This window comes from Microbacterium sp. LMC-P-041 (assembly GCF_030209555.1).
Lineage (GTDB): Bacteria > Actinomycetota > Actinomycetes > Actinomycetales > Microbacteriaceae > Microbacterium.
In genome coordinates, this window is record NZ_JARVRV010000008.1 from 154,749 (window position 1) to 167,235 (window position 12,487).

13 protein-coding genes are annotated in these 12,487 nt (G+C 69.5%); 4 read left to right on the forward strand and 9 right to left on the reverse strand.

Annotation, left to right across the window (positions count from 1 at the left end; genetic code table 11):
• Positions 1-47: 47 nt before the first annotated feature.
• Positions 48-968: a sugar kinase gene (locus QRN21_RS15390; RefSeq protein ID WP_285365023.1), complete on the forward strand. Its 921-nt coding sequence runs from the start codon at positions 48-50 to the stop codon at positions 966-968.
• Positions 969-1,037: 69 nt separating this feature from the next.
• Here QRN21_RS15390 and QRN21_RS15395 read toward each other — a convergent pair whose 3' ends face one another.
• From QRN21_RS15395 to QRN21_RS15415, 5 genes are read right to left on the reverse strand one after another with little or no spacing between them, the layout of a single operon-like run.
• The gene (locus tag QRN21_RS15395) at positions 1,038-1,904 is read right to left on the reverse strand and encodes a MurR/RpiR family transcriptional regulator (RefSeq protein WP_056277179.1); all 867 of its coding nucleotides are present in this window, start codon (positions 1,902-1,904) and stop codon (positions 1,038-1,040) included.
• Positions 1,905-1,918: 14 nt separating this feature from the next.
• Positions 1,919-3,430 (reverse strand): glycoside hydrolase family 3 N-terminal domain-containing protein, encoded by a 1,512-nt coding sequence (locus QRN21_RS15400; protein ID WP_285365026.1) that lies wholly within the window; start codon positions 3,428-3,430, stop codon positions 1,919-1,921.
• Complete coding sequence (locus QRN21_RS15405; protein WP_053098893.1) at positions 3,427-4,260, reverse strand: carbohydrate ABC transporter permease; 834 nt, start codon at positions 4,258-4,260, stop codon at positions 3,427-3,429. Before QRN21_RS15405 ends, QRN21_RS15400 begins: the two co-directional genes overlap by 4 nt.
• Positions 4,257-5,234: a carbohydrate ABC transporter permease gene (locus QRN21_RS15410; RefSeq protein ID WP_053098892.1), complete on the reverse strand. Its 978-nt coding sequence runs from the start codon at positions 5,232-5,234 to the stop codon at positions 4,257-4,259. Before QRN21_RS15410 ends, QRN21_RS15405 begins: the two co-directional genes overlap by 4 nt.
• A gap of 14 nt (positions 5,235-5,248) precedes the next feature.
• Positions 5,249-6,541, reverse strand: coding sequence for a sugar ABC transporter substrate-binding protein (locus QRN21_RS15415; RefSeq protein ID WP_053098891.1), 1,293 nt, complete (start codon positions 6,539-6,541; stop codon positions 5,249-5,251).
• 222 nt (positions 6,542-6,763) lie between these two features.
• Here QRN21_RS15415 and QRN21_RS15420 point away from each other — a divergent pair, with 222 nt between their 5' ends.
• From QRN21_RS15420 to QRN21_RS15430, 3 genes are all read left to right on the forward strand, one after another.
• The gene (locus QRN21_RS15420) at positions 6,764-7,624 is read left to right on the forward strand and encodes a spermidine synthase (RefSeq protein ID WP_053098890.1); all 861 of its coding nucleotides are present in this window, start codon (positions 6,764-6,766) and stop codon (positions 7,622-7,624) included.
• Between the two features lie 100 nt (positions 7,625-7,724).
• A complete protein-coding gene (locus QRN21_RS15425) occupies positions 7,725-8,252 on the forward strand; it encodes a hypothetical protein (protein ID WP_056277172.1) in 528 nt (175 codons plus the stop codon).
• Between the two features lie 66 nt (positions 8,253-8,318).
• A complete protein-coding gene (locus QRN21_RS15430) occupies positions 8,319-8,807 on the forward strand; it encodes a SprT-like domain-containing protein (protein ID WP_053098888.1) in 489 nt (162 codons plus the stop codon).
• A gap of 51 nt (positions 8,808-8,858) precedes the next feature.
• Here QRN21_RS15430 and QRN21_RS15435 read toward each other — a convergent pair whose 3' ends face one another.
• The 4 genes from QRN21_RS15435 to QRN21_RS15450 all read right to left on the reverse strand — a co-directional run bounded on the left by QRN21_RS15435 (position 8,859) and on the right by QRN21_RS15450 (position 12,482).
• The gene (locus QRN21_RS15435) at positions 8,859-9,377 is read right to left on the reverse strand and encodes a DUF3054 domain-containing protein (RefSeq protein ID WP_285365032.1); all 519 of its coding nucleotides are present in this window, start codon (positions 9,375-9,377) and stop codon (positions 8,859-8,861) included.
• Positions 9,378-9,514: 137 nt separating this feature from the next.
• Positions 9,515-10,171 carry a 2-phosphosulfolactate phosphatase gene (locus tag QRN21_RS15440; protein ID WP_187250011.1) on the reverse strand — a complete coding sequence of 219 codons (657 nt, stop codon included), beginning with the start codon at positions 10,169-10,171 and terminating at the stop codon, positions 9,515-9,517.
• Positions 10,172-10,251: 80 nt separating this feature from the next.
• A complete protein-coding gene (locus QRN21_RS15445) occupies positions 10,252-11,724 on the reverse strand; it encodes an ABC transporter permease (RefSeq protein WP_053098886.1) in 1,473 nt (490 codons plus the stop codon).
• A complete protein-coding gene (locus QRN21_RS15450; RefSeq protein WP_053098885.1) occupies positions 11,721-12,482 on the reverse strand; it encodes an ABC transporter ATP-binding protein in 762 nt (253 codons plus the stop codon). Before QRN21_RS15450 ends, QRN21_RS15445 begins: the two co-directional genes overlap by 4 nt.
• Between the last annotated feature and the right edge of the window lie 5 nt (positions 12,483-12,487).

Consider the following 12,487-nt stretch of genomic DNA (forward strand, 5'->3'; position numbering starts at 1 on the left):
CTGTTACGGATGTCCGGGGGTGTGGCCGATCCGGTAATCTCCAGAGCGTGCCCGACACGTCTCCCCTCGCCGTCTGCGTCGGCGAGGGCCTCGTCTCCTTCGTCCCGGCCATCGCCGCGCCCCTCGAGGACGTGCGGACGTTCCACCGCTCGCTCGCCGGAGCGGAGTGGAACACGGCGATCGCACTGGCCTCGGCCGGCATCCGCACCGCCGTCGTCTCCCGTGTGGGCGACGACGGGTTCGGGCGCTTCCTCGCCGCCGAGCTGCGCCGGCACGAGGTCGACGACTCCGCCGTGGAGATCGACGCCGAGGCGCCTACCGGCCTCTACGTCAAGGAGCTGTCACCGCGTCCGGACGGCTCCGTCGACGGGACCATGCACTACTACCGCTCCGGCTCCGCGGCCGCGGCCCTGTCGCCGGCGACGCTCGACTCCGACGCGGCATCCGCGCTGCTGTCACGGGCCGCCCTCGTGCACACCTCGGGGATCACGCCTGCTCTCTCGGACACCGCCCACGCAGCGCAGAACGCCCTCTTCGATGCGCCGCGCGACGGGCGGCTGCTCAGCTTCGACGTGAACTGGCGACCTGCGCTGTGGCGCGGGCGACAGGACGAGGGGCGCGCGGTGATCGCGGACTACGTCCGCCGCGCCGACATCGCGTTCTGCACACGCCCCGACGCCGAGGCGGTCTTCGGCACCGGCGAGCCCGATCGACTGCGCGAGCTGTTCCCCGAACCGAGGTATCTGCTGGCCACGAGTCCAGACGGCGCTGTGGCCTTCGACGGCGCCGAGCGCACCGACAGCAGGTCGCTCGATGTCCCCGTCGTGGAGTCCATCGGCGCCGGAGATGCGTTCGCCGCCGGATTCCTGGCCGGCGTCCTGTCGGGACTCTCGCTCACCGGCAGCCTCGCTCGCGCGCACCGGATCGCGACCAGGGCACTGGTCAGCACCCGAGACCACATCGACTGATCAGCGGCGCTGTTCCTGCCGGTCGCCACGGGCACCGGTGACGGTCGACGGGTATCTCATCGCCTGCCTCTAGCGACGTCGACGCGGCGCCGCAGCGTCGTGCGTCAGCTGCAGCGGGATGACCACGGGTTCGCCCCGGTGCTGGACGACCCGGACGAAGAGGATGTCGACCAGCGCCAGCTGCGCGATGCGGCTCGACATCGCGGCCATGCGGAACGGCGACTCCTGCGCGTAGGTGATCAGCGAGACGTCTGCGGCGAGCGCGAGCGTCGAGTCGGGCGCGCTGGTGATGGCCACCGACAAGGCGCCCGCATCTCTGGCGATCTCGACAGCCCGGACGACCTCCTGCGTCTCGCCCCCGTGGGAGAACGCGATGACGACGTCCTCCGGGGTCCGCAGCGACGCCGTCGTGAGGGCGAGGTGCGGATCGGCGGAGTGCGCGACCGAGCACCCGATGCGCGCGAGCTTCTGCTGAAGGTCCTGAGCGGTCAACGACGATGCGGCCTGCCCGAACAGATCGACGTGGCGCGCCGCCACGACGGCCCTGGCGACGCGGTCGAGCGCGTCGGCGTCCAGTCCGAGCGCCGTCTTCTCGATCGCGTCGATCTCCTGTGCCGCGAGCTTCGCGGCGATGGCGGACGGCTCGTCATCGGGATCGATCGCCGTGGTGTCGAGGCCGAAGCGCGCCTGCTGCGCCTGGGCGAGCGTGATCGTGCGGGCGACCGCGACCCGCAGCTCCCGGTATCCGCTGAAGCCGAGCGACTGCGCGAAGCGAGCCACGGTCGACAGCGATGTGTGACAGAGCTGGGCGAGGTCGTTGATGGCGAGGTCGACGACGAGCGTAGGGTCTCCGAGGATCGTCTCCGCGACCCGTGCTTCTGCAGCACTCAGTCGGGGAACGGATCGGCGCACCAGCGCGAGAACATCGGCGTCCACGGTGTCATCCTGCCTCAGTCGGCGGCACCTGCGCTGTCGGGCGACGGATCGGCGCGGCGCGACGAGCCCCCGATCAGTCGATCTCTGGCGGCCTGGGCTCCGATCCGGCTCGCGGATCCGACCTCCACGAGCGCGAGGGGCAGCGGCTGCCGTGCCGCGAGTCCGACGTTGACCACGACCGCGTCGGGATCACGCAGGGCGGCGCGCTCGACGAGCGCACGCTGCCCGTCGTCGGTGTCTGGACGATCCAGGAGGACGACCGTCAGTCCGTCTGCGGCGACAGCCGCGTCGAGAGCCCCATCCTGCTCGTCGATCGTCGTCCGTGCGACGTCGACGCGCACGCGATGACCGTCTGCCGCCAGAGTCTCAGCCACGTATGCCGACGCGCTGTCGACCGCGAGCGTCGAACGTCGACGAGCATCGACGACGGCGAGCGCCTCGGCATCGCGCGCCACTCCTGTGATCGCGCGTCGGACGATGTCCGATCCGTCGTAGTCGACGGGAGTCGCAGTCTCGGCACGGACGCTCAGGGTCTGAGCCAGGCGGGAGACCCTCCCGGCCGCTTCGGCGAGTCGCTCGCGAGAGAGTGAGCCGTCGTCCACCGCCGCGAGGATCCCGTCGCGCGCGGCGAGGAAGTCTCGACGGTCCTGGTCGGGGAGCGTGGCCTCACCGCGGTTCGTCGGGTTGCCGATGCACAGCAGATCCGCTCCGGCCGCGAGGGCCCGCGCGGCGCCTTCGCCGATGCCGACGGTCTCGCGGATGGCCGCCATGTCGAGGGCATCCGTGATGATCACGCCGTCGAAGCCCCAGCCGCGGAGCAGCCCGAGCACTCGGGGGTTCAGCGTCGCCGGCTCGGCGCCCCAGGCGGGAACGACGATGTGCGCGGTCATGACGGCGTCGACACCTGCAGCCACCGCCGCGCGGAACGGCTCGAGGTGCACGCGCTCGAACTCCTCGATCCCCAGCGAGATCTCGGGCAGTGCGTGGTGCGAGTCGGTGTGCGTGTCACCGTGCCCCGGGAAGTGCTTGACGCACGCCGCGACCGCCGTGCTCTGCAGGCCCTCCACGGCCGCCTGCACGTGTCGGGCGACGAGCTTCTGGTCGCTGCCGAAGGAACGGACGCCGATCACAGGATTCCGCGGATCGGTGTTCACATCCGCGACGGGACCGAGCACGACGTTGCCGCCGATCGCGGCCACTCGTCGAGCCAGCTCGGCACCCGATGCCCGCGTCGCCTCGACGTCGTCGACGATGCCCAGCTGAGCCGCCCCCGGAAGCGTGGAGCCGGCTGCGGACTCGAGGCGTGTGACGTTGCCGCCCTCCTCGTCGATCCCGATCAGCGCGTCCGGATTGGCCCGGAGGATCTCGTCGCTCAGAGCCGGAAGTCCCTCGCCGACGTTCTGACTGAAGTACACGACACCCGCGAGGCCGTCGCGCAGCTCGTCGAGAAGCCATTCGGGGGCCTCCGTGCCGAGGAACCCCGGCCAGAGCACCCCGTTGGCGAGGCGGACGAGGTCGTCGGTCATCCCTTCACCGCTCCCGCGACCATGCCGGCCGAGAGACGACGCTGCACGATCACGAAGAACACCATCACCGGGATCGTGATGATCGTCGACGCGGCCATGATGCTGCCCCAGTCGTTGGAGTGCAGGCCGAAGAACGACTTCAGTCCGATCGAGACCGTGTACTGGTCGGTCGCGCTGCCGAGGATCGTCATGGCGAAGATGAATTCGTTCCAGGCCGTGATGAAGCTGAAGATGCTGGTCGCGACGAGACCGGGCATCACCAGCGGCAGCAGGATCGAGCGGAACATCCGCCACCAGCTGGCGCCGTCGATGTACGCGGCCTCCTCGAGCTCGACGGGCACGGCGGCGACGAATCCGCGCAGCATCCAGATCCCGAACGCCAGCGAGAGCGCGACGTACACGACCATCAGGCCGAGGATGCTGTTGAGCAGCCCGAGGCTCTTGACCTGCAGGAAGAGCGGGATGACGAGGGCCTCGAGCGGAACCATCTGCACGACGAGGATCATCATCAGGATGGTCGTGCGGAACTTGAAGCGGAACCGGGCGACTGCGACAGCCGCGAGCAGACACACGAGGGCGCTGACCAGGACGGTGACGAGAGCCACGATCGCGGAGTTGCGGAGGTAGGTGCCGAAACCGCCGTCGGTGAGGACGAAGGCGAAGTTGTCGAACGTGAACTCCTGAGGCAGCAGCGACTGCCCTCCGCTGGACGCCTTGGCGTCGAGCGCACTGGAGACCATCCAGTAGACGGGGAACAGCGTGAAGATCAGGACGGCGGCGATCGCGATGCCGGTGCCGACGCGCGACATGACAGACGGGCGGGGGTTCACAGCTCGTCCTCCTTCATGAGGGAGCGGATGTACACGATCGTGATGCCGATCAGCACGAGGGTGAGCAGCACGGCGAGCGCGGCACCGAAGCCGTAGCGGTTCTGGCCGAAGGATTCGACGTACGACCAGACGCCGAGGTTCAGCACCGACCGGTTGCCGCCGCCTCCACCGGGCATCAGGTAGACCTGCGCGAAGACCTTGAAGTCCCAGATCGTCGACAGGATGATCACGACCGAGAAGACGGGCTTGAGAGTGGGGAAGATGATCTTCCAGAACCGCATCCACGCGTTCGCGCCGTCGAGCGCGGCTGCCTCGAGCATCTCCTTCGAGACGCCGAGCAGGCCCGCGAGCACCGTGATGGCGACGAACGGGAAGCCGTGGTGCACGACGTTCAGCAGCACGATCGCGTAGAACGACCACTGATTGGTGAACCAGTTCACCGGGTCGTCCATCAGGCCGAGATCCTGCAGGACGGTGTTGAAGATGCCGCGGTCGGCATCGAAGATGAACGTCCAGACGTAGGTTCCGGTGACGGCGGGCATCGCCCACGCCACCATGATGCAGCTCGAGACGATGGTGCGCCACACCGTGCCCAGCTTCGCGAGCAGCAGCGCCACGAGCGTGCCGACCGCGACCGTGACGAACACGGCGACGGCGGCGAAGCCGACGGTGTTCGGCAGGACGACGGTCCACAGTGTCGGGTTGGTGAGCGCCTCGACGTAATTGTCGACGCCGATCCAGTTGTTCTCGCCGGTGTTGATCTCGCGAAGACCGTAGTCCTGCAGCGAGAAGATGACGACCTGGATGAGCGGCCAGAGCATGAGCACCGCGAGGATGACCAGCCCGGGGGCGAGAAGAAGCCAGGGGCGGGCCGTGATCAGCGAGAAACCCCGCTTGGGCGGCCGGCCGCCGGCCACGGAGGCGGAGGTGGACTCCGCCTTCGTGACCGGCAGTGGCGCTTGCACCATCGACATGAAGGGATACAGCCTTACTGGTTCAGCAGGTCGGTCATCTCAGCAGCGGCGTCCTTCGTCGCCGTGGCGACGTCCTTCTGCCCGCTGAGGATCGCCTGGATCATCGAGTTGGTGGTCTTCTTCGCCTGAACGGCACCGAAGTTCGGGGTGACCGGCACGGATGCGCCGCCCTCGACCATCTGCTGCGCGAACGGAGCGACGAGCGGGTCGGTCGAGGCCAGGGCCTCCTCCATCGCGGACTGCACTCCCGGGAAGTATCCGGTCTCGTCAGCCCACTTCTCGGCGAACTCGCCCGTGGTCATCAGCTTGACGAACTCCCATGCGAGGTCGGCGTTCTCGGTCGTGTTGAAGACCGACAGGTGCGAGCCGCCGAGCACGGACGGAGCGATGCCGCCGTCCTCGCCGGGGATCACGGCGGCGCCGATCTTGCCCTCGAGCTCGGGGTTGGCCTCGATCAGAGCCTTCGGGGTCCAGGAGCCCGAGAGCATCATGGCGACGTTGCCCTGCGTGAACGAGTCACGGAGGTCCGTCTCCTTCCAGGTCGTGGCCCCGGCGGAGGAGAAGCCGTGCTCGGTCGCGAGTCCGGTGTAGAACTCGATTCCGGCCTGCGACTCCTTGCTGTCGAGTTCGCTCGTCCAGGTCTTGCCGTCGAGGGTCGCGACCTCGCCGCCGGCGCCCCAGACCCAGGGGTACACCTGGAACTCCGCGTCACCCGCGACGGGGAACGGCAGCATGTCGGGCTTGGCGGCCTTGATGGCCTCGCCAGCGGTGACGATGTCGTCCCACGTCTTCGGGGCCTCGAGACCGAGCTCCTCGAACACGTCGGTGCGGTAGACGATGGAGCGGACTCCGGCGTACCAGGGCATGCCGTACAGCTCGTCTTCGTAGGTGCCGGCGACCGCGAGGCCCTCGACGAGGTCGTCACGCAGGCCGTCTTCGGCGTCGACGTACTCGTCGAGCGGCTCGAGGGCACCGGCGTCAGCGAACTCCGCGGTCCAGGTGGTTCCGGTCTCGGCGATGTCGGGCGTGGTGCCGCCGGCGATCGACGTGACGAAGCGATCGTGAGCGTCCGCCCACTGGATCTCCTCGATCTTGACCGTGGCGCCGGTCTCGTCTTCGAAGGCGCTCGAGACCTCGTCGTAGAACGCGCTCGCGTCCGGGTTCGTGCCCTTCATGATCCAGACGGTGAGCTCCTGGCCCTCTCCGTCGACGGCTCCGCCGGTGTCGGCTCCGCCGCCGGCACAGGCCGCCAGGCCCAGGGTGGCCACGGCGCCCAGCGCCACGACCGGAAGAATGCGCTTGTGCATCAGGGATCTCCTCTTTGAACGTCCTGGCGGCATCGGGTGCCTACCACGTAGGAAAAAGTATTCATCACTAACTAATTCCCTGCAAGTTATTCTCGGAAACGTCATGCGGCCGTAACATCGAGCCTCCGCGGCAGACTCGCGGCGAGTCAGCAGCCCTCAATCCTCCCATCGCGTGAGCCGACCACACGATGTCGAGGCGGAGTGAGCGCGTAGTCTCGGAGGATGGGCAGGACGCGAGCGAAGGACACCGAGCACCCGCAGGTCCGTCTCGACCACGGAGGCATCGCCCGCATCGTGCCGTCGGAGTTCACCAGCGGATTCGAGCTCATCGTCGACGACACCCCGCAGTCGCACGTCGACCTGGATGACCCCACGCACCTGCACTTCGAGTACATCGTGCGGATGGGCGCCGTGATCGACCAGCTCGCTGCCGGCCCCCTGACCGCGGTGCACCTCGGCGCGGGCGCACTGACGATCCCCCGCTACATCGAGGCGACCCGCCCCGGTTCTCGGCAGCAGGTGATCGAGCTCGAGGCACCGCTGGCCACCCTCGTGCGCGAGCACCTCCCCCTGCCGCGAGGCGCGGCCATCCGGCTCCGCATCGGAGATGCCCGCGAGGGCGTCCGCCGCCTCCCCCCGGCGATCGTCGGCACCTGCGATCTGGTGGTGTCCGACGTCTACTCCGGAGCCCAGACGCCGGCCCACCTCACCAGCATCGAGTTCTACCGCGAACTCGCCGAACTGCTCGCGCCCGCCGGCGTGCTGCTCGTGAACGTCGCCGACGGGCCGGGCCTCGCGTTCGCCCGGCGACAGGTCGCGACGATCGCGGAGGTTCTGCCCGAGATCGGCGTCCTCGCCGACACCCAGGTGCTGAAGGGGCGCAGGTTCGGCAACCTCGTGATCGCCGCATCGGCGGCTCCCCTGCCCACCGAATGGCTGCCCAGGATGCTCGCCGCGGGGCCACATCCCGCCAAGATCGCGCAGGGTGCCGAGGTGACCGCCTTCGTGCAGGGTGCGCGCGTGGTGACCGATGCGGATGCCGTCGCCTCCCCTCGTCCGGACGCCTCGCTGTTCCTCCGCTGAGGCCTCGATCGAGATCGGATGCGGGGCCGTGGGGCGTGCCGCCCCGACGACTGCGCCGACGCGAGGCACACTTGACGGGGGACGCTGCGGAAGGAGAGCAATGAGTTTCATCCAGGGATACGACCCGGAGAGCCTTCGCGAGCTGGTCGACCTCGGTGAATGCGCCGCACGGCTGGAGGAGATCGAGAGCCAGCGGAGCCTTCCGGCACTGCTGGAGCGGGTCTGGCTGCTGAAGGTCCTCGACCGTCTGGACGAAGCGCTCCCCCTCGCCGATGAGGCCGTGCGCCAGTCGCGCATGGCGGGCACACGCAAGGACGTCCTGCGCTCGAGGGTGCTGCACGCCACGATCCTGCAGCACCGCGGCGCCCACGCCGCCGCCGAGCAGGAGCTCGCGACGTGCGCCGCCGAAGCCGAGGGACAGCGCTGGCTGTCGATCGCCGCGTTCGCGCACCACCATCACGGCAGGAACGCCTACGAGGCCGGCGACTACGAGACCGCTCGCGAGAGCTTCAAGCAGTCCCTCTTCCTGCGCCGTGAGGCCGGGGCCGAGGACCGAGAGCTCGAGACGGTGCTGCTCGCCATCGAAGCCGCCGAGCGGCGCCGCACGACGCAGCTCGTCGCGGGCTGACGGCAGCACACGCCCGCCGGTGCCCCGCTGAGGGGCGATGTCGGCGGTATGGCTTAGCCTGATCGCATGGCGGAACTTGACCGGGTGCGCGTCTGGGGCGAGGCACTGATCACGCTGCACCTCGACGACAGCTGGTCATTCGGCTTCGACCACGCGAAGCGTCGGGCGGGGCAGTGCGACTACACGAAGAAGCGCATCACCGTGTCGCGGTATCTGGCTGCGCGGTTCGAGGACGACGAGATCCATCAGGTGCTGCTGCACGAGGTGGCGCATGCCCTCGCGGGTCATGAAGCGGCCCACGGCCCGACCTGGAAGCGCGTGGCCCGAGACCTGGGCTACGTCGGCGGAACCACCCACCATGGCGAGACGGCGGTCGAACTCGCGCCGTGGGTCGGCCAGTGCCCCGCTGGTCACGTGACCTACCGCCATCGGCGTCCGTCACGCGCCACATCGTGCGCGCGGTGCTCCCGCTCGTACGACGCGCGCTATCTGTTCGACTGGACTCGGCGCGAGATCACGGCCGACACAAGGCTCGCGGCGCAGATGTCGCGCTGATCCGCGCACGACGTCGACCCGCCCCGAGCGCCGCGAACCGCGAGAGTGCGGTCAGCGCGCGTGAGGACCTGATTCCGGATCGGCCTCGGGCGAGGGTTCCTCCTGCGCTCGATCCGAGGCTGCCGCGTCGGCGGGTGCGTCCCGGTCGACGGGAATGTCGTCATCCTCCCGCTCCTCAGGCCGCCCGCGCGCCGCACCGACGTCGCTCGCACGCCCCGCACGCCGACGCAGGAGCGCTGCCACGGCTCGCCACCCGACGAGGAAGACGCCGAGCACGAGGGTCGTGACGATGATGAACGCGATCTGCGCGGTGTCCCCCGCCACGACGCGCAGCAGCAGCCCGCCGACCACGGTGACGAGCCAGACGACGGCACCCCAGGCCAGCGACCACGGACGACGCGGTCTCGCCGGCAGAAGCGCGGCCACGACGTGACCCAGCAGGAGGGCGACGATGAACGGCCAGGCGGTGAGCAGGAACCCGCCGGGATCTTCTCCGTGCGAGGCACGGCCGATCACGGCGAAGACGAGCACCAGGACGGCATCGACGATGAAAGCGGGGACGAACCTCATGCCATGACCCTACGTCGCGGAACACGAAACCCGTGCCGGATGCACGGCCTGTTGCCGAGCGCGTGCAGGGACGAGATCCACAGGCGCCTCACCCCCGAGCGGGGATGGCCTGCGCGCCGGGGACGACCGCAGACCGCTCAGTCGAAGGCGACGAAGAGCCCGTCACGCAGCACGGGGACGACATCCAGGGCGTCGAGCTCGGCGGCGTCCGACACCGTCGTCGGCGCAGCACCGGATGCCCGCATCCGCTCGGTCGCGGCGACCCCGTCCGCGAGCTCACGCGCCGAACCGCTCGCGCTGACCATGTGGCGCAGCGCTCTCTTCAGCGCGCGGAATCCCTCGGCGGCCACGGCCGCATCGGGCGCCGTGTGGTCGATGCCGAGTTCGGTGAGCGCGGCGACGATCGCGCCGGCTCCCAGGTGGTCCTCGACCGCGAAGCGCACGGTGCCCGCGGCGTCGGCTTCGCCCGCGGCGATCACGCTCACGGAAGTACGTGACTGGTTGCGCTCCTGCAGCGTCGCGATCGCTCGTGCCACTGCCGCCGCGTTGCGGAGACTTCCGATCAGCACGACCGCGTCGCCGGCGCGGGCGGCGACCGCGGCACCGTTGCGGGACCACTCACGCGCGTCGTCGAGCGAGACCGCGGAGCCCGACGCGACAGCGTCTGCCACCGTCGACGAGAAGCGGAGCACGTCGACCACGACGACGACATCGGCGGGCGCGACGCGATCGAGCCCGTCGACGCCCCACTCGAGACGCACCTGATACGTGGACTGGTCGAACGGAGACGGCATCCGTCCAGCCTAGAACGACCGCCCGGGTGCCGATGCCCCGATGACCGATTCGGTCATCGGGGCATCCCCAGGCGTCGTCGTCAGTCGGCGGCCAGTGCGTCGACGGGCGCCACGCGAGTGGCGAGGCGGGTCGGCGTCGCGGCAGCCACCAGGGTCAGCACAGCGGTCGCCGCGACGATGATGACCACGGGCAGCCAGGGCACGTGCGGTGCGACGAGCCCGGCGGCCTCGAAGTCGGGCAGGGTCGGCACGGAGCCGAGCAGCGACTGCGCCGCGATCCATCCGTAGGCGATGCCCAGGATCAACCCGGTCAGCGTGGCGGCCACCGTGATGTGCGCCGCCTCGAGCAGCACCATGCGGCGCACCTGCCCATTGGACAGGCCGATGGACCGGAGGAGTCCGAGCTCGCGACGACGCTGCACGACGCCGATCGTCAGAAGGTTGACGAGACCGACCGCGGCGATCACCGCCGACACCGCCACGAGCACCATCATCACCGATGCGAAGGCGTCGAACGGGGTGAAGAACTCCGCAGGCGTCTCACCCTCGACCTGACCGATCAGCATCTGCTTGACCGATTCGAGCGCGACCGCGAACATCGTGACCAGTGTGACCCCCATCACGACGCCGATCGCCATGCGCGACGAGCGCTCGGGATAGCGGAGGGCGTTCTCGGCCGCGAGCCTTGCCGTGGCACTCGATCCGAACATCCGCCCGACCAGACGCAGCACGGGAGGCATGAACAGCACCGATCCGAGCGCGAGTCCGGTGAAGGAGAGCAGTCCGCCGACGAAGGCGACGACCACCCCGAGCGGGTGCACGAGGCCGACGACGACCCCTGCCGCCAGCAGCACGGTGCCGGAAGCGAGCAGGATCCATGCGCCGATGTGCCGCCCGGGGCGGGACAGCTCTTCGCGAGTGCGCTCGACCGACCCGCCGATCGCCTGCAGCGGGGTGACGGCGAGGACGCGTCTGGAGCCCACCCATGCCGCCGCCCAGGTCGTGAGCGCGACGCCGACGACCGGCAAGGCGATGAAGGGCTGGGCGAGAGAGAACCCCTGCGGCACGTTCTCGATCAGTCCGGAACCGATCTGCACGCCGACCGCGGCGATCACGAGGCCGGCGAGAAGCCCGAGTGCCGCGCCGATGACCCCCACCGCGAAGCCCTGCCGGCCGACCACGGCCCGCTGGGACCTCGCGGTCGCGCCGATGAGGCGCATCAGGGCGATCTGACGCGTGCGCCCGGCGATGATCGTCGAGAACGTGTTCGCGGTGACGATCGCGGCGACGTACATCGCGACGCCCGTGAGCAGAACCGAGAGCAGTCCCACGATGAACGCGAGCGTCTCGCTGTCGCCGATGAAGGGGTCGGCCTGCAGCACGGCTCCGAGGTAGGCCGTGGTCTCGACCAGCACCACTCCGAAAGCGGCCGAGAGCGCTGCGACCAGGATGCTGGCGCCCATGCCCCGGTCGCGCAGCCAGGCGAGGCGCGGACCGGTCGCGGACGTCTGCGGTACGACGGCGAGAGTCGGAGACTCGATGACGGCGCTCATGCCGCGACCTCGGCGGCGAGCATGTAGGCCGAGATCTCCTCGGCGGTCTGGCGCGGGTGGTCGGCGACGATCCGGCCGTCTCCGAGGAACAGCACCCGGTCGGCGTGGCTCGCCGCGATCGCGTCGTGGGTGACCATGGCGATGGACTGTCCGTGCTCGCGGCTCGCGGTGGCCAGCAGCTGCAGCACCTCGCGCCCCGTGCGGGAATCGAGATTGCCCGTGGGCTCGTCGGCGAACACGAGATCGGGCGCCGTGGCGAGCGCACGGGCGATGGCGACGCGCTGCTGCTGGCCCCCCGAGAGCTGATGCGGTCGGTGCTGCAGACGGGATCCGAGCCCGAGCGTCTGGATCAGTCCATCGATGCGCGCCTTCTCGATCGCGCTGGGTCGCCGCCCGTCGAGCTCGAACGGCAGCATGATGTTGCCGAGGGCGGTGAGCGTCGGCACGAGGTTGAACGCCTGGAAGATGAAGCCGACCCGGCGGCGGCGCAGGATCGTGAGATCGAGGTCTCCGAGCTCCGTGATCTCGGTGTCGCCGATCCAGCTCCTCCCCTGCGTCGGGGTGTCGAGGCCGGCCATGATGTGCATGAGCGTGGACTTGCCCGAACCGGACGGTCCCATGATGGCGGTGAACTGTCCGCGGCGGATGCCGACGCTGACGTCGTCCAGCGCGTGGACGGTGCCCTCGCCGGCGCCGTAGGTCTTCTTGAGGTGCTGGACGCGGGCTGCGAGCCCGAGGTCGGTGGTCGTGATCTCCATGCCTT

Bases quoted from the DNA above. Each gene is read 5' to 3' on its own strand.
- QRN21_RS15440 (WP_187250011.1), bottom strand. From the start codon at position 10,171: ATGCCGTCTCCGTTCGACCAGTCCACGTATCAGGTGCGTCTCGAGTGG.
- QRN21_RS15400 (WP_285365026.1), bottom strand. From the start codon at position 3,430: ATGACCGACGACCTCGTCCGCCTCGCCAACGGGGTGCTCTGGCCGGGG.
- QRN21_RS15415 (WP_053098891.1), bottom strand. From the start codon at position 6,541: ATGCACAAGCGCATTCTTCCGGTCGTGGCGCTGGGCGCCGTGGCCACC.
- QRN21_RS15420 (WP_053098890.1), top strand. From the start codon at position 6,764: ATGGGCAGGACGCGAGCGAAGGACACCGAGCACCCGCAGGTCCGTCTC.
- QRN21_RS15425 (WP_056277172.1), top strand. From the start codon at position 7,725: ATGAGTTTCATCCAGGGATACGACCCGGAGAGCCTTCGCGAGCTGGTC.
- QRN21_RS15435 (WP_285365032.1), bottom strand. From the start codon at position 9,377: ATGAGGTTCGTCCCCGCTTTCATCGTCGATGCCGTCCTGGTGCTCGTC.
- QRN21_RS15450 (WP_053098885.1), bottom strand. From the start codon at position 12,482: ATGGAGATCACGACCACCGACCTCGGGCTCGCAGCCCGCGTCCAGCAC.
- QRN21_RS15430 (WP_053098888.1), top strand. From the start codon at position 8,319: ATGGCGGAACTTGACCGGGTGCGCGTCTGGGGCGAGGCACTGATCACG.
- QRN21_RS15445 (WP_053098886.1), bottom strand. From the start codon at position 11,724: ATGAGCGCCGTCATCGAGTCTCCGACTCTCGCCGTCGTACCGCAGACG.
- QRN21_RS15410 (WP_053098892.1), bottom strand. From the start codon at position 5,234: ATGTCGATGGTGCAAGCGCCACTGCCGGTCACGAAGGCGGAGTCCACC.